Origin of the sequence: Mycobacteroides franklinii (assembly GCF_001853795.1) — a bacterium.
Taxonomy (GTDB): domain Bacteria; phylum Actinomycetota; class Actinomycetes; order Mycobacteriales; family Mycobacteriaceae; genus Mycobacterium; species Mycobacterium franklinii.
In genome coordinates, this window is sequence record NZ_MLIK01000018.1 from 85,329 (window position 1) to 102,908 (window position 17,580).

The following is a 17,580-nucleotide window of genomic DNA, read 5'->3' on the forward strand; positions in this document are numbered from 1 at the left end:
AAGAATGATCTACGACGCGGCGCACAGTGGCGCTTACCTACGACAGTACGGGTCGCGCCGCCGAAGAGCTAATTCGTGTGTGCCGAAACACATGGGATATTCGTCCTCTTCGGCCCCGCTCACCTGCGAAACCCGACCCATTCGCGTCGGGCGGTGCGTACCTGGCAAGGTGAGCGCATGTCTCGAACCGGACCATTCGTCGTCGGCGACCGCGTGCAACTCACCGACCCCAAGGGGCGGCACTACACGATGGTGCTCGAGCCCGGTAAGGAGTTCCACACCCACCGTGGGGCCATCGTGCACGACGGCGTCATCGGCCTTCCCGAGGGCAGTGTGGTCAAGTCCACCAATGGCGACCAGTTCCTGGTGCTCCGTCCGCTGCTGATCGACTACGTGCTGTCGATGCCGCGCGGGGCGCAGGTGATCTACCCGAAGGACGCCGCCCAGATCGTGCACGACGGAGATATCTTCCCCGGAGCGCGGGTGCTCGAGGCGGGCGTCGGATCCGGTGCGCTCACCTGCTCGCTGCTGCGGGCGGTGGGGCCACAGGGATCGGTGATCTCTTACGAGATTCGTGAGGATCACGCCGAACACGCTGTGCGTAACGTCACAACGTTCTTCGGGGAGCAACCCGATAACTGGGAACTGGTTATCGGTGACCTTGCGGAGCGGTCCGCGGACGCGGGTGAAGTCGACCGGGTGGTGCTCGACATGCTGGCGCCTTGGGAGACTTTGCCCGCGGTCGCCGAATCGCTGGTGCCCGGTGGTGTGCTCATCGTCTATGTCGCGACCGTGACCCAGTTGTCCCGCGTGGTCGAGGCGATGCGCGAGCAGCAATGCTGGACCGAGCCACGGTCCTGGGAGTCGCTGCAGCGCGGCTGGAATGTGGTGGGGCTGGCGGTGCGCCCAGAGCACAGCATGCGAGGGCACACGGCATTCCTGGTCAGCGCGCGCCGCCTGGCGCCGGGCACGATCACCCCGACACCGTTGCGGCGCAAGCGTCTGCCGACCTAGAGCTTCTTTAGCTACGGGGTGGGTGTCGGCACCTGCGGCGCGGGGGCTCCGGCGGGAGGTGTCTCATGCGGCGTGCCGGTACCCGCGAGCGATGTCCCGGTCTTCAACAGCAGATCGGAAGTCCGCTTCGACAACTTCCAGCCCACGCCCTCGGGCGAGAACGACATGGGGACCGCGAACCCGCCCATCTTGGGGCTGGGGCTGTTGATGGTGACGACGGCCTCGACGTCACCGGGGGTCTCGGTCGACCACTTCGGGTCCTTCACCGTGAACGACAACGGCGAGAACCCGGCGTCGCCGATCGCCTTGGTGAACTTGTCGAGTTGCTCGGGGGTCGCACCCTGAACCGCGGTCACCTTCTCGGCTCCCGGCAGATTCGGATCCGCGAGCCGATTGAGGACATCGTTCAGGACTGCCGGATCCGGCAGTGGATGGTCGGGGGTGGCCGCGGCGGCCGCGGAAGACGCGGCGGGCTGCGTCGCCGATGAGCTGGTGGGGCTGGCCTTGTCGCTTGAGCTGCTGCAGGCACTCAGCGTGAGAACGGCTGCACCGGCGGCGAGCACGACAAGGCGGGCGGCGAGGCGGTGACGGACCATGATCTAGGAGACTCCCATTCGGCGTATCGGCTTAGTCATTCGGCCAAGTGTGGTGACGATATCGGCGAGTGAGGTGTTGGAGATCGTCCAACCCTCCTCGTTTACGTCTACCTTCCAGACTTACCGGATGCTGCCTGAATCAGCGAAACGGCGGACGCCTTGCTGATTTTCCAGCCGTCCTGGTTCACGAAGTTGATTTTCGTCGTGTACGCCTGGGTTTTGGGGCCGGTGATGGTGACAGCGGCTGTGGCCAGGCCAGGTCCGGTGGGTTTGACGTCGGACACCGTGAAGGCCAGGGGTAGGAAGCCGTCACGGTTGGCGTTCTTGAAGGCGCGGTCGGCGTAGATGGCCTCCCCGGCGCCGATGCCGCCCTCGACGAGACCGCCCTTGGCGAGGGCCGACACGCCCGGGTCGGCGAGCGAATACAGCAAACCGCTCAGTTCGTCGGATGTGGGTGCCGCGTCAGCAGGATCGGCCGGCACATCCAGGGGGGCATCCCAGGACGCGGGGACGATGCCGGAGGTCGTCACGATCGTTGCTGTCGGGCTAGGAGAGCTGGCTCTCGGCTCGCTCATTGGCACTGCCGAGCCGATCGCTGCCGCGGTGAGTAAACCCAGCATGGCGACCCCCGGAATACCGGTTCGTGAGCTCACCGTTGTCCTTTCAATCGACCTGAATGTGACGAACGCTAACAGCGTAGACGTCCCAGCCAACGGGTAGACCCCGCACGGCTCGCCAATCGCCGGTAGCGTTGAAGTATCCACCGCACCAATTCTCGGTGTGGGAAAGGAGGACATCATGAGTGAGTCGGAGCGTTCAGAGGCGTTCGGCACACCGGATGCCGCCGAAGTGGAGCGGCTACGCCGAGAGGTTGCCGCGCTTCGCGAACAGCTGGAAGACAGTCCTACTCACGGGCCCGGGGATTCCGCTCGCCTGCGTGACCTGAACCAGCTCGAGGCTCGCATCGATTCCCTGAACGCGCGGAACGCCAAGCTGATGGACACCCTCAAAGAGGCCCGTCAGCAGCTCCTGGCGCTGCGTGAGGAGGTCGACCGGCTGGGGCAACCGCCGAGTGGTTACGGCGTGCTGCTGGCGGTGCAGACCGACGAGACGGTCGATGTGTTCACCTCGGGCCGCAAGATGCGGGTGACCTGCTCTCCCAACATCGAGACCAGTGAGCTGCGGCGTGGTCAGACCGTGCGCCTCAATGAGGCACTCACTGTGGTCGAGGCCGGTCACTTCGAGTCAGTGGGCGAGATCAGCACCCTGCGGGAGGTGCTCGACGACGGACATCGCGCGCTCGTGGTGGGGCATGCAGACGAAGAGCGCATCGTGTGGCTGGCCGACCCGCTGATCGCGCCCGACCTTTCCGACGTGTCCGAGGACGCCGACGGAGCTGATCTCAAGCCCCGGAAACTGCGGCCGGGTGATTCGTTGCTGGTCGATACCAAGGCGGGGTACGCCTTCGAGCGCATCCCCAAGGCCGAGGTCGAGGACTTGGTGCTGGAGGAGGTGCCGGACGTCAGCTACAGCGACATCGGTGGCCTCACCCGCCAGATCGAGCAGATCCGCGACGCGGTGGAGCTTCCGTTCTTGCACAAGGATCTCTACCGTGAGTACGCACTGCGCCCACCCAAGGGTGTGTTGTTGTACGGCCCGCCCGGGTGCGGAAAGACGCTCATCGCCAAGGCCGTTGCCAACTCGCTGGCCAAGAAGATGGCAGAGCTGCGGGGCGACGACTCCCGCGAGGCCAAGTCCTACTTCCTGAACATCAAGGGCCCCGAGCTGCTCAACAAGTTCGTCGGTGAGACCGAGCGGCATATCCGGTTGATCTTCCAGCGCGCCCGCGAAAAGGCTTCCGACGGAACGCCAGTCATCGTGTTCTTCGACGAGATGGACTCCATCTTCCGCACCCGTGGTACCGGTGTCAGCTCCGATGTGGAGACGACCGTGGTGCCCCAGCTGCTCTCGGAGATCGACGGTGTCGAAGGCCTGGAGAACGTCATCGTCATCGGCGCCTCCAACCGCGAAGACATGATTGATCCGGCGATCCTGCGGCCCGGCCGCCTGGACGTCAAGATCAAGATCGAGCGGCCGGATGCCGAGTCGGCGCAGGACATCTTCTCCAAGTACCTCACCGAGAAGCTGCCGGTCAACGAGGACGATCTCGCCGAGTTCGGTGGCGATCGCGGGCTCACCATCAAGGCCATGATCGAGAAGGTCGTGGACCGCATGTACGCCGAGATCGACGACAACCGGTTCCTGGAGGTCACCTATGCCAACGGTGACAAGGAAGTCATGTACTTCAAGGACTTCAACTCCGGTGCCATGATCCAGAACGTCGTGGACCGCGCGAAGAAGAACGCCATCAAGGCGGTGTTGGAGACGGGCCAGAAGGGTCTGCGGATCCAGCATCTGCTCGACTCGATCGTGGACGAGTTCGCCGAGAACGAGGACCTGCCCAACACCACCAATCCGGATGACTGGGCCAGGATCTCGGGCAAGAAGGGCGAGCGCATCGTCTACATCCGCACGCTGGTCACCGGTAAGAGCTCGAGTGCCAGCCGCGCCATCGACACCGAATCGAGCCTGGGCCAGTACCTGTAAGGCCTCACCGCACTCGGTGTGCCGTCACCACGGCATTCCAGTCGCCCCGTGCGAGTCGGCGGCTGTTCGCCGGGTCGTAGTGATCTACGAGCGTCGGCACTCGTTGGTGGGTGATCGCCTGAAATCCGTGTTGGGCAAGGAGTTCGTCCACCTGCGCGGCGGTCATGCCCGTGCGGTACGGCTCACCCTTCCGGCTGACATAGCGTGATACCCGACGCACGTCCGGGCGCGGGCTGCGATGACCCACGATGTCCGGATCGCCGTAGTCCATGATCAGTCGGCTGTCCGGGGCGCAGAGGTTCTTGAGCTGCGCCAGTGTCGATTCCAGCACGGGGGGCGTCAGGTAGTAGGTGACGCCCAGCCACACCACCAGTGCCGATCTGGCCGAATCGAACCCGGCATTGCACAGACTGGTGGTCACGTCGTCCCGCTCGAAATCGCAGGGCACCCAGCGAGGCTGGAATCCGTGACGTTCCAGCAGACGCCTCTTGTCGTGCTGCGTCGAGGGCGCGTCGACCTCGAACACGGTGACGGGCAGCGACCCAAGGTGCTGACTGCTGGTGTCAAACCCCGCGCCAAGGATCACAACCTGGGAAATGCCGGATGCTGCCGCCGCATGCAGCTCGTCGTCGGAGACCCGCCGCCGCAACACAATGTGCGCGTGCAGGCCGGGGCACCATCGGTCGAGCAGTCGCAGGCCCCACCGGGCGACGGTCGGTGAGGCCAGACCGAGGCGAAATGCCGGGTGTGTCACGAACCATCCGGATTGCGGGTCATCCAGCAGTGCCCCGGTTTGCAGCGACTCGGCGGCGCGCTGCCAAGCGTTGAATTGTGCGGTCAGGCTTGCGGTTTGGTCGAGCCGGCGTAAAGACATACGCCGAGAATAGAAACCTCGGCGCACCGAAAAGGGTGCACTGGCAGCGAATGGCAGTGCCTGGCAGGCGACGGCGCTGCTGGTCAGCGTGGCGTTCCTAGCATGGCCGGTACAGCCCACAGGAGGTTCCATGAAACCCAAAGAAATGCTTGCGACCGAGCGCGCAAGCCTGGCCGAGTTCCTGTACACGCTCTCCGATGAGGACTGGTTGGCCCCGTCGCTCTGCGAGGGTTGGCGGGTGCGCGATGTCGCGGCACACATGGCCCTCGATGCCATACCGCTCGGCGTCTACCTCGGCGCCGCGGCACGAGCCCGATCAATCGACAAGCTGAACAACCACTTCGTCCACGAGGCCAGCGAAATGTCCATCCCGGACCTATTGCACCATGTCGAATCGGGCATCCGGCCGGGGCCATGGGGCCATCTCATGCCGTCGGCCCTGCATACCGACGCGATGGTGCATCAGCAAGACATCCGGCGGCCACTGGGCCGGCCGCGCCTCATTCCCGAGGATCGGTTGTACTACGCGCTGGCGCATCCGGATTTCGGCGCCAATCCACGCCGATACACCAAGGGCCTGCGTTTCGTCGCCACCGATGTGGACTGGGCCAGGGGCAGCGGGCCGGAAGTGCGGGGTGCCGGCGAAGCGCTGGTGCTGGCAATGGCGGGTCGTCCCGCTGTGCTGAGCGAGCTGGAAGGTGATGGCGTACCGACCCTGGCTGCTCGGATGGGCTAGTTGCGCGAGGCAGCGAGGTAGGCGTCGCGTCCGGCCAGGCTCACCGCGACGTCGGCGATCAGTGGCTCGAAGAACCGGCTGCGGTACTGCGGGTCGACGCTGCTGTTCACCGTGAAGTACAGCCCGGACAGCACCGCGACCAGCAGCGCCATGTGAATGAGGGTCTGCGGCAAGCCGATCCGGATGCCGAACCACGTTCCGGCGCAGGGAGGTGCCGCCCCGGACGGACATGCGGCCTCGTTGGACCACAGGACCATCACGTCGTGCGGCACCGCGACGATGCCGAGCAGCAGGAAGAAGGCGAACACGCCCGTGGTGAAGAAGATGACCTGGATGGCCTGCGAAACCACCATGACCAGCAGCACATTGATCCGCTCCGGCCACCGCAACGCGGGCCTCGGCACCTCGTCATCAAGGAGATCGGCCAGCGGAGTATCGGCCAGCAGTACCGCCGCCCCCGCCGACTCGGCGCGGCTCTCGCGCAGGTTGGCGAGCTCGTCGCGCACGGTCACCACCATGAACGCGACCGCCGTGACGGCCAGGAAACCAATTGTCTGCCAAAGCCTCTCGCGGGTGATACGGGCCGAGAGCTGCCAGAGCTCTCCGGTGAAGAACACCACCACGGTCAGCATGAGCAGCGGCAGCGCACGGGACATGAGTGTGCCGAGGGCGCCGAATTGTGTTGAGGAATAACGCAGTGCCCACAGCCCGATGGACCCGGCGCCGAGGTAGGTAAGCCAGATCAGCGCCAGTGCGGCCAGGAGATGGGCGGGCATCCGTGCCGCTGCGGCCGCCCACGTGCCGGTATCGGCGACGGGCAGCGCGATCAGGAAGATCGCGATCACCAGCCACGACAAGGTGCGGCGCACCACGTCGGCGCGGATGGTTCCCGCACGCTGCAGTGCGATCAGCACCAACGGTTGCGCCGCCATCAACAGGGCCACCACGCCCAGCAGGATCATCAGCACGACCGAGCGCGTCTCGTTATCAGTGGAGAGAAGCTCGTACAGCGCGACGCCCGCGCCTGTGATTCCGATCATGGGTGCGGCGCGGTCGAGGAGCTCGCGTGAACGCACTCGACGGTCCAGCACGACGGGCAGCCCCCGCGCCAGGAACCACTCGTGGACGTCCTCGAGATTTCGCACTACGTCATGATTGCCGGTCTTCAAACGAAACCCGAGGACCACCCCGGCGTGTTCGGTGCATCATGGGCAGGCCCTCAAGTTGCCCCTGGTACGGGCGGATATTCGGGCGTATTTTGAACCAATCGGGCGGTCGGATCGTGTAACCGTCGGAGGTGTTCCATGGCGGATGGGCAGGCTGGGCCTGACCGAACGAGCGTAAGTGGCTCGTCGGGGCGTGATGGTCTGCGCGCGGACGGCTCATCGGAGCCCACTGCTCTTCGCGCAAGCGGCTCATCGTCGCTGATGAGAGCCTTTTACGACGAGTACGCGGGCCCGTTGCACCGGTACGTCATGCATCTGACACACGACTCGGCGCTCGCGGAAGACATCGTGCAGGAGGTGCTGTTGCGTGCCTGGCGGCATCCGACGCTGGTGAACCAGACAGAAGGCTCCGCCCGCGCCTGGCTGTTCACCGTTGCCCACAATCTGGTGCGCGATAACGCGCGGAGCTCACGTTTTCGCAGTGAGATCGCCACCGCGGAGACGCCGGAGTTCGCGTCCCCGGATCAGGTGGACGCGACGCTGGACGCGTGGCTGGTCGCCGAGGCGCTGCGCACGCTGTCCACCGATCACCGAGCCGTCATCCTGCGCGCGTACTACCGCGGGAGCTCGGTCGCCGACATATCCGCTGAGCTCGGGGTGCCCGAGGGTACCGTCAAATCACGCCTTCACTACGGTGTGCGCGCACTCCGGTTGTCGCTGCAGGAAATGGGGGTCACGCGATGACTATCGAACATGTCTACGCCGACTGGGACGCTGCCTACGTACTGGGTGCGTTGTCGTCGACCGAACGGCGTGAGTATGAACAGCACCTGGTCGATTGCGCCAGCTGCCAGCGTGCGCTGTCCGAGGTGACCGCGATGCCCGGTCTGCTGTCCAAGGTCGATCGCGGCTATGCCGAGAAGATGGAACTCGAAGACCCGCCTGCGCTCGCGAAGCCGGTCACCAGCTGCCCGGTGCAGGCGCTGTGGCCCAAGCTGCAGGCCCGGTGGCGGCGGCAGAGCGCGGTGCGTCGACTGGCTTATGTGGGCGCGGTCGCGGTAGCCGCGACCGTAGCGCTGACTGTTTCGCTGGTGCCGCCGCCGTGGTACCACCGGCCCGCACCGATGAACGTGGCGGCGGGCTCGCTACCGTCGGGTGAGCATTGGCAACCGATGCGCCAGGTGACACCTTCGCCGATGAGCGCGCAGGTGGCACTCGTGCGAGACGGCACCGGCACCCGCATCGAAATGTGGTGCAGTTATCCGGCGTATGGCGACGACCCCGATGATTCGGCAGCGCCGTACGCGCTGCGGATCGGCACCCGGGCAGGCGGGAACATCATCGCCAGCTCGTGGACTGCCAAGCCCGGCTCGACGATGATGACATCGACGACCGTCCCTATGGCACAGGACCAGATCGAGAGCGTTCAGGTCATCGACAATCACGGCGACGCCTCACCGCTCGTGTTCCTCGAATTGCGCCGCTGAGGGTTTCGCGCACCCGGCTCGTGATGCTTTGACGTGCCTATCTTCGGCGAACCTGAAACCCGATTCATGTTGTGCCATCACATGATTGAGATAACTCAATCACTTTTTCTTTCGTATTGTTGAACCGGTCACGTGTGGCAGTCGTGTACTAATCATGACCACCCCGATATGTGCTCGGAGCTACGCGGCAGGCGACCTTCCGCTCCGCAACGGGAACATACGAGTGGTTGACTGGCTCGCCTCCGAGCTGCGTCGCCACGCCGTCGATTTCGTCTTCGGTGTCGACGGTGCCAATATCGAGGATCTCTACGATGCGGTGCACTACACGCCAGGTATCGAGGCGATCGTTGCCAAACATGAGTTCTCGGCGGGGGCCATGGCCGACGGTTATGCGCGTGCCACCTCACGCATGAGCGTGGTGGCCACGACATCCGGTGGTGGTGCCGTCAATCTTGTTCCGGCGCTTGCTGAATCATATGCAAGTGGGGTTCCGGTGCTGGCGATCGTGGGACAGCCGCCGCGCCCGTTGGAGGGCAATGGCGCATTTCAGGACGGCAGTGGGCGCGCCGGCAGCATGGATCTGCAGTCAGTCTTCCGGCCCATCTCCGGATACTGCGCCCGTGTGGAACGCCCCGAGGAGATCGCCGAGGCGCTGACCCATGCCCTTACGGCGGTCCGCGACGGCCTGCCTGCGGTTCTGTTGATTCCTAAGGATGTTCAGCAGGCGCAGCTGGCGGTCGTGCCGCAGATACGGGAGCCGCATCAGCGGATGGGGGCGGTGCCCGCGCAGCTCGCCGATTTCGCACAGCATCTGGCCGAAACGCCCGGAAGAATCCTGGTGGTGGCGGGGCCGGAGGTCGCCCGACACGACGCTCGCGACGAGCTATCGCTTCTCATTGACCGTCTGGATGCCTTCGTGGCGATCTCTCCCGATGCCAAAGATGCTGTGGACAGCGAGAACCCGCGACTGCTGGGCGTCATTGGCGTGATGGGGCACCCGGCCGTCGAACGGGTGTTGCGTCACGGCGTCACCTGCATATGTATCGGCACGACCATGCCCGTGATGACCCGGGGAGGTGTCGACTTCACCACAACCCCGGTGCTGTCTATTGGCTCCGTGACGCCGCATATCGCGTCCCGGCACTTACAGACCGAGGATCTGTCCTCGACGCTGACCGGCCTTGCCGCGGCACTGCCCGCGCGCTCGGACGCATCGGATAGTGAAACACTCTACGCCCCAGCTCATCTTGAACCGCCGGTGCATGAGGGTGATGGCGTGCGATACCACGACGCCATGCATGTGCTGGACCAGGCGATTCCTGCCGGTGCCGATATCTTCGTGGACGCGGGCAATACCGGAGCCGCTGCGGTTCACTACCTAGGTGCTCGGCACAACGGCCGCTACGTTGTCGCCCTTGGAATGGGTGGCATGGGATATGCCTTCGGCGCCGGTATCGGCTGCGCGTTCGCGCGGGCCGGCCGCACCGTGGTGATTGCAGGCGATGGCGCATTCTTCATGCACGGCATGGAGATTCATACGGCCATCGAGCACAGACTGCCGGTGACTTTCGTCATCGTCAACAACAATGCGCACGCCATGTGCGTCACGCGCGAGCAGCTCTACTACGGCGGAGGCTACAGCTTCAACCGGTTCGCGCCCTCACACATCGCGTCCGGACTGGCCGCGATGTTCCCCGGCCTGGTGTGTCATTCTGCCGACACGGTAGCCGATTTGGAGGCCGCCATGCACGAGGCGATGACCCACAGCGGTCCGTCCGTGGTGGAGGTCGTCTGCTCCACCGACGAGATACCCCCGTTTGCCCCGTTCTTGTCATCCGAAATCGCTAAGGAGAAAACGCATGACCGACACGATCACCGAAACATCCAAGCCCGGCCTGAAAGCTTTGCCCGCGCTTAGCGATATCGCCGCCGACGCTGGTACCGAGGACGCGCTTCCCGGCGTACACCGCATCGAGACCTCGCCCCGTGAGAAGGCGACGCCGGTCATCATGGACATGATGCGGTCGGTGTATCCGCACGATCAGGTGTTCGGCCCGTTCTGCACGGTCCAAGAGTACGTGGACTGTCCGCCCGACGAATTGCACCGTTACCTGTCCGACACCCGTTGCCTGGAGGAGTGGACCTACAGCCTGCGTGGCTTCGAAGAGACCGATGAGCCCGGTCTGTGGATTGCCCATGATCGGTTGGGGTCCGACACACTGATCTACACCCGTACCGAGTCGAACGCCGACTCCGGGACCGTCGACTATCACTGCGCCTGGGATCAGGGCGATCACCTGTGGATGATCTACCTCATGCGGGTGGTCGACGCGCAGATCGTACTCAACAAGCCGGGCTCCGTCGTGCTGTGGACCAACTGCCATCACCCGTTCTATGACGAGAATCCCTATCCGGAAACCGCTCCACCACAACGGAAGCCGTGGGTAGGGGACTTCTGGGACATGTTCGGTGCGGGCCATCTCCTGGAGCTGCTGAATCTCAAGGCCATCGCCGAATACCGCCACAGCCATGGGCTGCCGATTGTTCCGGAGTGGATGAAATGACCGTCAGTATCTTCGATATCTCCAGCTATCTTCCCCAGAATCGGGTCAGCGCAGATTATTTCGCGCAGTACGCGAAGGACGACGACCTGGCCGAGAACGTCATGTTCCGCAGTCCGGCCTACCGGCATCATGTGGCGGCCGACGAGACGGCGGTGGACATGGCTGAGCGCGCCGTGGCCGGCCTCCGGGAAAGGCACGGGGAAGCGGTACTCGATGACGTCGACATTCTGCTGACACACACCCAGCTGCCGGATCTGCCGTTCGTGGGCTGCGGTGGCGAGGTGGCAAGCCGATTGCAGATCCGCCCGGAGTGGATTCTGGACGTACACAACGGTGGTTGTGTGTCGTTTGTACTGATGCTCAAGCTTGTGCAACAGATGATGGCCTCATCGAGCGCACGCTCGGCACTGATCGTGAACATGCAGAACGCGGCGGGGCAGATCTTTGTACAGGAGCAGGTGCGCTCAACCGCTCAAGCCTCGATACCGGGAGACGGTGCCACCGCGGCGCTGATCACCCGTGACGGGGGGTCGCCGGTCCTAGGCATCGAGACCCGGAATTTCGGTGAGTACGCCGGAGACATGACCTACGCGGTGACGCCTCATCGCAAGTATTGGGAGGCCGGATCGGGGCAGGGCCGGGTGGCCTTCACCGAGCACAAGATCAGCAAGGTGCTGGCCCGGGGTAACCGGATGGTGCCGGAGGTGGCGCTGGCGGTCTGCGACCGAATCGGAGTTCCTTCAACAGATCTCGATGCGTTGGTGACCAATCAGCCCAACCGGATATTCCTGCGGAACTGGCGCGATGCCCTGCAGTTGCCCAAGGAGAAGCACCCGGACACCTTCGATGAGTGCGGGAACCTGTTCGGGGTGGGTATTCCCCACACGCTCGACCAGGCGATCTCCGAGGGGCAGGTGCAGGCAGGCGACACGGTGATGCTGGCCGGATTCGCCCATGCCGGCGACTATGCGGCAGCGGCGGCGGTGCGATGGGGAGGGAGGGGCCAGTGACGGTGAGCCCGCTTCGGTTGGCATTGAACGAAAATCCCTATCGTCCACTGCCATCGGTGCGCGATGCGCTCAGGCATGACATCGCGGAGGTTAATCGCTACCCCGAGTTCCTGCCGGTTGTGCTCCCGAGGCTGATTGCAGAACGCGTGGGTCTGACGCCGGAGGAAGTAGTCGTCGGCGTCGGAGCCACCGGAGTTGCGCTGCAGGTGCTGCAGGCGTTGTGCCAGCCGGGTGATTCGCTCGTCTTCGCGCACCCGACATTCGACGGCTACCCGATACTGGCCGATATCGCCGGGCTCATTCAGGTTCCGATTCCGCTGGCGGACAACGGCATGACCGATCTCGACGAACTGCTGGGAGCGGCGTATGACGCGGACGCTGCCGCGGTGGTGCTGTGCCGACCCCATAATCCGACGGGAACGCTGATACCTGCCGAACAGGTCTATGAGTTTGTCCGCCAGGCACCGCCAACCAGTGTTGTGATACTGGATGAGGCTTATATCGAATTCGTGGATCCCGATGAGCATCTGGACATCCCGCGTCTGATCGCGGCGCACCCCAATCTGGTTGTGCTGCGTACATTCTCGAAGGCGTACGGATTGGCCGGACTGCGTATCGGCTACGGATTAGCCGCACCCGCGGTCTGTGGTGTGATCCGCCGGTACCAGCTTCCGTTCGGCATGAATCGCGCGGCCGCGGTAGCGGTGGCGGCGTCGTACGCGGCCGAAGATGAGCTGCGGTTGCGTGTGGATTCGATTGTCTACGAACGTGACCGGCTGCGGGAGCGACTGGCTCAGATGGGCGCCCACATCCCGGAATCACACGCCAACTTCGTGTATCTCCCGGCGCGCGGCGATGGCGATCCCTGGATGTCAATCCTAGGGACGGACGATGTCGTGGCCAAGGAGTATCCCGATGGCGGTGTTCGCCTCACCGTCGGCGATCCGCGCGAGATGGCGATCGTGGCACGGCGACTTCTGGAAGTCGACGAGATAGGTGAAAGCGCAGTGTCTCGAATGAGCAGACCTGCGTCATAGACTGGTTGGCCGCGGCGATCCGTCCCCCCGATTGCCGGCCCCGAAACGGCAAGGACCGCCGCGGCCAACCCCCAACTTCCTCCCTCTCGAGGTACGGATCAGAACGCGTAGCGGTGATACTGCGCCATGAACCGGGATGTACGCGATAGCGACATCAGCGTGGCGACCACTCGATATGCCCCGCGTACTCGCTGAAAGCTCAGCGAATCGAAGGCCGATACCCACTCGATCAGTTGGAGCCCCGGTACCGCGCCGATGATGTCATCGGGCCCGTTGATACCCCAGTACAACGTGGCGCCGGAGCGGCGCACCACCGCGTTGGACCACTGTGTTTTGATGCCGAATGTGTTGAACGCATCGAATTGTATTTCCCCGGAAGGGAAGTGGTCGACGATCCGGCGCAACAACGCAATGCCTTCATCCTGCTTCAGATACATCGTGAGTCCCTCGCCTATCGCGAGTACCGGGCGGTCACCCGCGATGTCGGCGATCCAGGCCGGATCGGTGACCGATGCCGAAATCACATGATAGTGATCATGTTTGGGGTAGAGCTTGCGGCGCAGTCCCGCGACCTCTGGATAGTCGATGTCGTACCACTCGACGCCCGGCCCGGGATTGAGTCGCAGGAATCGGCTATCCAACCCGCAGCCCAAATGCAGCACGACGGCCTGTGGATGCTCAGCCAAGAACGCGCGCGCCCAACTGTCGAAATGTGCCGACCGGGTGGTGACTGCCGGTGACCGCTTGGCGGTGATCATCGTTCGGGACCAGTCGTAGTCGATCCGATCCACGATGTCGCGCGCGTGGGTGTCGTTCAGGATCGGTTCGGGCAGATCCGCATCGAGAGCCTTGGCGTAGAACGTCGCCAGCATGGTCTGCGGTGCCCCGCTGAGGTCGACATGAATCTTCTCGGAGTGGCTCATGAACCCGACGTTAAGGCCGATTTTGAGGCACACGGAGCAGTCTGAACAGTCCCCGGCGTGGTGTTCAGCCCAGCCTCTCTAGGCTGATCACCATGCAACGGATCATCGGTACCGAGGTTGAGTACGGCATTTCGTCGCCCACGGACCCCGCCGCCAATCCGATTCTCACCTCCACGCAGGCGGTGCTGGCCTACGCCGCGGCCTCGGGGATCCAGCGGGCCAAGCGCACCCGCTGGGACTACGAGGTCGAATCGCCACTGCGCGACGCCCGCGGCTTCGACCTGGGTCGCACCACGGGTCCTGCTCCGATCGTGGATGCCGACGAGGTGGGGGCGGCCAACATGATCCTGACCAACGGTGCCCGCCTGTATGTCGATCATGCACACCCGGAGTACTCGGCGCCGGAATGCACCAACCCGTTGGACGCCGTCATCTGGGACAAGGCCGGCGAGCGGGTGATGGAGGCCGCCGCTCGGCACGTCGCCAGCGTGCCCGGTGCCGCCCGGCTGCAGCTCTACAAGAACAACATTGACGGAAAGGGTGCCTCTTACGGCACGCACGAGAACTACCTGATGGACCGCCAGACGCCGTTCTCGGCGATCATCGCGGGCCTCACCCCGTTCTTCGTATCGCGGCAGGTCGTGACGGGTTCCGGTCGGGTGGGCATCGGGCCCTCCGGCGACGACTCGGGTTTCCAGCTCTCGCAGCGCGCCGACTACATCGAGGTCGAGGTGGGTCTGGAAACAACCCTCAAGCGGGGCATCATCAACACCCGCGACGAACCGCACGCCGATGCTGACAAATATCGCCGGCTGCACGTCATCATCGGGGACGCCAATCTTGCCGAGACCTCGACATTCCTCAAGGTGGGTACCACCTCGCTGGTGCTCGACCTGATCGAGTCCGGGGCTGATCTGTCGGACCTGGCGCTGGCTCGGCCGGTGCACGCGGTGCATGTGATCAGTCGTGATCCGTCGCTGCGGGCCACCGTGGCCCTGGCGGACGGCCGAGAGCTGACAGGGCTTGCGCTGCAGCGCATTTACTTGGAGCGGGTGGCCGAGCTGGTCGCCTCTCGCGACCCAGATCCGCAGGCTGACCATGTACTTCAGGTGTGGGCCAAGGTCCTGGATCTCTTGGAGCGTGATCCGATGGAATGCGCGGACCTGCTGGACTGGCCCGCCAAGCTGCGGCTGTTGGAGGGATTCCGCCAGCGCGAGAACCTGACCTGGTCGGCGCCGCGCCTGCATCTGGTCGACCTGCAGTACTCCGATGTGCGCCTCGACAAGGGGCTCTACAACCGGTTGGTCGCCCGCGGTTCCATGCAGCGGATGGTCACCGAGCAGCAGGTACTGGATGCGGTGACCAGGCCTCCGACGGACACCCGTGCCTACTTCCGTGGCGAGTGCCTGCGCCGTTTCGGCGCCGATATCGCCGCAGCCAGCTGGGACTCGGTGATCTTCGACCTGGGCGGGGATTCGCTTGTCCGGATTCCAACGCTGGAGCCCCTGCGTGGCAGCAAGAGCCACGTGGGCTCGCTGCTGGACTCGGTCGATTCGGCTGCTGAACTGGTCGATCAGCTCACGACGTAACGGGTTCGGCGACGCACGCCCGCGAAACGTCACGTCGTCGGCGCTGCCCGGTAGGCTGAACAGAACCGACCTAGCAGTCAGGAGGCAGCGATGGCGCAGGAGCAGACTAAGCGCGGTGGTGGCGGTGACGAGGACGATGTCACCGACCTTGGGGGACCGGCCGGGCAGGAGCGCCGCGAAAAGCTGGCGGAGGACACTGACGATCTGCTCGACGAGATCGATGACGTGCTGGAAGAGAACGCCGAGGACTTCGTGCGGGCGTACGTCCAAAAGGGTGGCCAGTGATCTGGCGCGATGACTCGATCGCGCCCCAGCAGTTCACCCGACATTCGCACCTTTCGTCGTTCTCCGAGTACCTGAGGATTCAGGCCCCGGAGTTGCTTCCGGCGGTCGGAAAGGCGTCAAGCGAAGTGATCGCGAACTTGCCGCACGGCACCACGATCGTGGCACTCACGTACCGCGGTGGGGTCCTGATCGCGGGTGATCGGCGCGCCACTCAGGGCAACTACATCGCCAATCGCGATATCGACAAGGTGCAGATCACCGACAACTACTCCGCGACCGGTATCGCCGGAACCGCAGCCATCGCCGTCGAATTCGCACGGTTGTACGCCGTCGAGCTGGAGCATTACGAGAAGCTCGAAGGTGTGCCGCTGACCTTCAACGGTAAGGCCAATCGGCTCTCGGCTCTGGTCCGCGGCAATCTGGCGGCGGCCATGCAGGGACTGGTGGCGGTGCCCCTGTTGGTGGGTTATGACATCGATGACCCCAACGGTGAAACCGCTGGGCGCATCGTGTCTTTCGATGTCGCGGGTGGCTGGCACGTGGAGAGCGACGGATACCAGGCGGTGGGTTCGGGCTCGATGTTCGCCAAGTCCTCGATCAAGAAGCTGTACAAGCCCGGTGGCGACGCGCTGGGTGCGCTGGCGGTGGCCGTGGAGTCGCTCTACGACGCGGCCGACGACGATTCGGCAACGGGTGGACCGGATCTGGTGCGCCGGGTGTTCCCGACGGCCGTTCGGATCGATTCCGGGGGAGCGATCCGGGTACCCGAGGCCGATATCGAACGCATCGCGCGTGAGGTCATCGAGAAGCGGACCGAAGCGGCACGTGCCGAAGCAGAATTGCGTGAATCGGGAGGTAGGTCATGACCTTTCCGTACTATGCGTCGGTCGAGCAGCTCATGCGCGACCGTTCGGAGTTGGCGCGCAAGGGAATCAGCCGCGGTCGTTCGGTGGTGGCGTTGACGTACGCCGATGGGGTGCTGTTCGTCGCCGAGAATCCGTCGAACTCGCTGCAGAAGGTCAGCGAGGTCTATGACCGGGTGGGCTTCGCGGCCGTCGGAAAGTTCAATGAATTCGACCGGCTGCGCCGTGGCGGCATTCAGTGGGCCGATATGCGCGGCTATGCCTACGACCGCCGTGACGTGAGCGGGCGGCAGCTGGCCAACATCTACGCCGAGGCACTCGGCACCATCTTCAATGAGCAGGCCAAGCCCTACGAGGTGGAGCTGTGCGTCGGCGAGGTGGCTCACTACGGTCGGGACACCGACCCGGTGCTGTACCGGATCACGTACGACGGGTCGATCGCCGATGAACCGCATTGGGTGGTCATGGGCGGCAACACCGAGCCGGTGATCAACTCGCTCAAGGAGAGCTACGCCGAGGGCGCCACGCTCAAGGACGCGGTGGGGTTCGCGGTGAAGGCGTTGCAGGCCGGGGCCAGTGCCGGTACCTCCAACGGCTCGGCCGAGGGCAGGGTGCTCGGCGGGCTTGAGGTCGCGGTATTGGAGCAGAGCCGTCCGAGGCGTGCGTTCCGGCGGATCAAGGGTGCCGCGCTGGAAGCGCTGTTGCCCGAGGACTTCTCACCGGGGCAGACGGAAGGCGGCGGCGATCCCGCGCCCGAAGCCGGCGATTCGAAGGATTCCGACGCCAAGAATGCCAAGGACTCCAAGAAAACCAAGGACAGCTAGGCTTC

18 protein-coding genes are annotated in these 17,580 nt (G+C 64.3%); 13 read left to right on the top strand and 5 right to left on the bottom strand.

Annotated features, from left to right (window positions below; translation table 11 throughout):
• Window positions 1-177 precede the first annotated feature (177 nt).
• Entirely contained in the window at window positions 178-1,014 is an 837-nt protein-coding gene (locus BKG76_RS07455; protein ID WP_070937075.1) for a tRNA (adenine-N1)-methyltransferase, read from the top strand.
• A gap of 11 nt (window positions 1,015-1,025) precedes the next feature.
• On the opposite strand, the gene BKG76_RS07460 is transcribed toward BKG76_RS07455, so the two are convergent.
• Together BKG76_RS07460 and BKG76_RS07465 are read right to left on the bottom strand one after the other, a co-directional pair.
• A complete protein-coding gene (locus tag BKG76_RS07460) occupies window positions 1,026-1,610 on the bottom strand; it encodes a hypothetical protein (protein WP_070937076.1) in 585 nt (194 codons plus the stop codon).
• 107 nt (window positions 1,611-1,717) lie between these two features.
• Window positions 1,718-2,245 (bottom strand): hypothetical protein, encoded by a 528-nt coding sequence (locus tag BKG76_RS07465; protein ID WP_109420651.1) that lies wholly within the window; start codon window positions 2,243-2,245, stop codon window positions 1,718-1,720.
• Window positions 2,246-2,408: 163 nt separating this feature from the next.
• Here BKG76_RS07465 and arc point away from each other — a divergent pair, with 163 nt between their 5' ends.
• A complete protein-coding gene (arc, locus tag BKG76_RS07470; RefSeq protein ID WP_070937149.1) occupies window positions 2,409-4,217 on the top strand; it encodes a proteasome ATPase in 1,809 nt (602 codons plus the stop codon).
• 4 nt (window positions 4,218-4,221) lie between these two features.
• Here arc and BKG76_RS07475 read toward each other — a convergent pair whose 3' ends face one another.
• Window positions 4,222-5,091, bottom strand: coding sequence for a class I SAM-dependent methyltransferase (locus BKG76_RS07475; protein WP_070937078.1), 870 nt, complete (start codon window positions 5,089-5,091; stop codon window positions 4,222-4,224).
• Window positions 5,092-5,221: 130 nt separating this feature from the next.
• On the opposite strand from BKG76_RS07475, the gene BKG76_RS07480 reads away from it, so the two are divergent.
• Window positions 5,222-5,827 carry a maleylpyruvate isomerase family mycothiol-dependent enzyme gene (locus tag BKG76_RS07480; protein WP_070937079.1) on the top strand — a complete coding sequence of 202 codons (606 nt, stop codon included), beginning with the start codon at window positions 5,222-5,224 and terminating at the stop codon, window positions 5,825-5,827.
• Here the strand turns inward: BKG76_RS07480 and BKG76_RS07485 are convergent.
• The gene (locus tag BKG76_RS07485; RefSeq protein WP_070937150.1) at window positions 5,824-6,972 is read right to left on the bottom strand and encodes a hypothetical protein; all 1,149 of its coding nucleotides are present in this window, start codon (window positions 6,970-6,972) and stop codon (window positions 5,824-5,826) included. The two genes, BKG76_RS07480 and BKG76_RS07485, sit on opposite strands and share 4 nt — an antisense overlap.
• Before the next feature lie 282 nt (window positions 6,973-7,254).
• On the opposite strand from BKG76_RS07485, the gene BKG76_RS07490 reads away from it, so the two are divergent.
• The 6 genes from BKG76_RS07490 to BKG76_RS07515 all read left to right on the top strand — a co-directional run bounded on the left by BKG76_RS07490 (window position 7,255) and on the right by BKG76_RS07515 (window position 13,091).
• A complete protein-coding gene (locus BKG76_RS07490; RefSeq protein WP_005061267.1) occupies window positions 7,255-7,737 on the top strand; it encodes a sigma-70 family RNA polymerase sigma factor in 483 nt (160 codons plus the stop codon).
• Entirely contained in the window at window positions 7,734-8,480 is a 747-nt protein-coding gene (locus BKG76_RS07495) for an anti-sigma factor family protein (RefSeq protein WP_070937080.1), read from the top strand. Before BKG76_RS07490 ends, BKG76_RS07495 begins: the two co-directional genes overlap by 4 nt.
• Window positions 8,481-8,697: 217 nt before the next feature.
• Window positions 8,698-10,398, top strand: a complete 1,701-nt coding sequence (locus BKG76_RS07500; protein ID WP_070937151.1) for a thiamine pyrophosphate-binding protein — start codon at window positions 8,698-8,700, stop codon at window positions 10,396-10,398.
• On the top strand, window positions 10,385-11,044 hold the full coding sequence (locus tag BKG76_RS07505; protein WP_191987159.1) for an SRPBCC family protein: 660 nt from the start codon (window positions 10,385-10,387) through the stop codon (window positions 11,042-11,044). The genes BKG76_RS07500 and BKG76_RS07505 overlap by 14 nt, the downstream gene beginning before the upstream one ends.
• A complete protein-coding gene (locus tag BKG76_RS07510) occupies window positions 11,041-12,054 on the top strand; it encodes a 3-oxoacyl-ACP synthase III family protein (protein WP_070937082.1) in 1,014 nt (337 codons plus the stop codon). The genes BKG76_RS07505 and BKG76_RS07510 overlap by 4 nt, the downstream gene beginning before the upstream one ends.
• Window positions 12,033-13,091 carry an aminotransferase class I/II-fold pyridoxal phosphate-dependent enzyme gene (locus tag BKG76_RS07515; RefSeq protein ID WP_070937083.1) on the top strand — a complete coding sequence of 353 codons (1,059 nt, stop codon included), beginning with the start codon at window positions 12,033-12,035 and terminating at the stop codon, window positions 13,089-13,091. Before BKG76_RS07510 ends, BKG76_RS07515 begins: the two co-directional genes overlap by 22 nt.
• Before the next feature lie 98 nt (window positions 13,092-13,189).
• Here BKG76_RS07515 and BKG76_RS07520 read toward each other — a convergent pair whose 3' ends face one another.
• Window positions 13,190-14,014, bottom strand: coding sequence for a class I SAM-dependent methyltransferase (locus BKG76_RS07520; protein WP_070937084.1), 825 nt, complete (start codon window positions 14,012-14,014; stop codon window positions 13,190-13,192).
• A gap of 92 nt (window positions 14,015-14,106) precedes the next feature.
• On the opposite strand from BKG76_RS07520, the gene dop reads away from it, so the two are divergent.
• From dop to prcA, 4 genes are all read left to right on the top strand, one after another.
• The gene (gene dop, locus BKG76_RS07525; RefSeq protein ID WP_070937085.1) at window positions 14,107-15,603 is read left to right on the top strand and encodes a depupylase/deamidase Dop; all 1,497 of its coding nucleotides are present in this window, start codon (window positions 14,107-14,109) and stop codon (window positions 15,601-15,603) included.
• A gap of 90 nt (window positions 15,604-15,693) precedes the next feature.
• Window positions 15,694-15,888: a ubiquitin-like protein Pup gene (locus tag BKG76_RS07530; RefSeq protein WP_030095612.1), complete on the top strand. Its 195-nt coding sequence runs from the start codon at window positions 15,694-15,696 to the stop codon at window positions 15,886-15,888.
• Complete coding sequence (gene prcB, locus BKG76_RS07535) at window positions 15,885-16,754, top strand: proteasome subunit beta (protein ID WP_070937086.1); 870 nt, start codon at window positions 15,885-15,887, stop codon at window positions 16,752-16,754. The genes BKG76_RS07530 and prcB overlap by 4 nt, the downstream gene beginning before the upstream one ends.
• Window positions 16,751-17,575 carry a proteasome subunit alpha gene (gene prcA / locus BKG76_RS07540; RefSeq protein WP_070937087.1) on the top strand — a complete coding sequence of 275 codons (825 nt, stop codon included), beginning with the start codon at window positions 16,751-16,753 and terminating at the stop codon, window positions 17,573-17,575. Before prcB ends, prcA begins: the two co-directional genes overlap by 4 nt.
• Window positions 17,576-17,580: the final 5 nt, after the last annotated feature.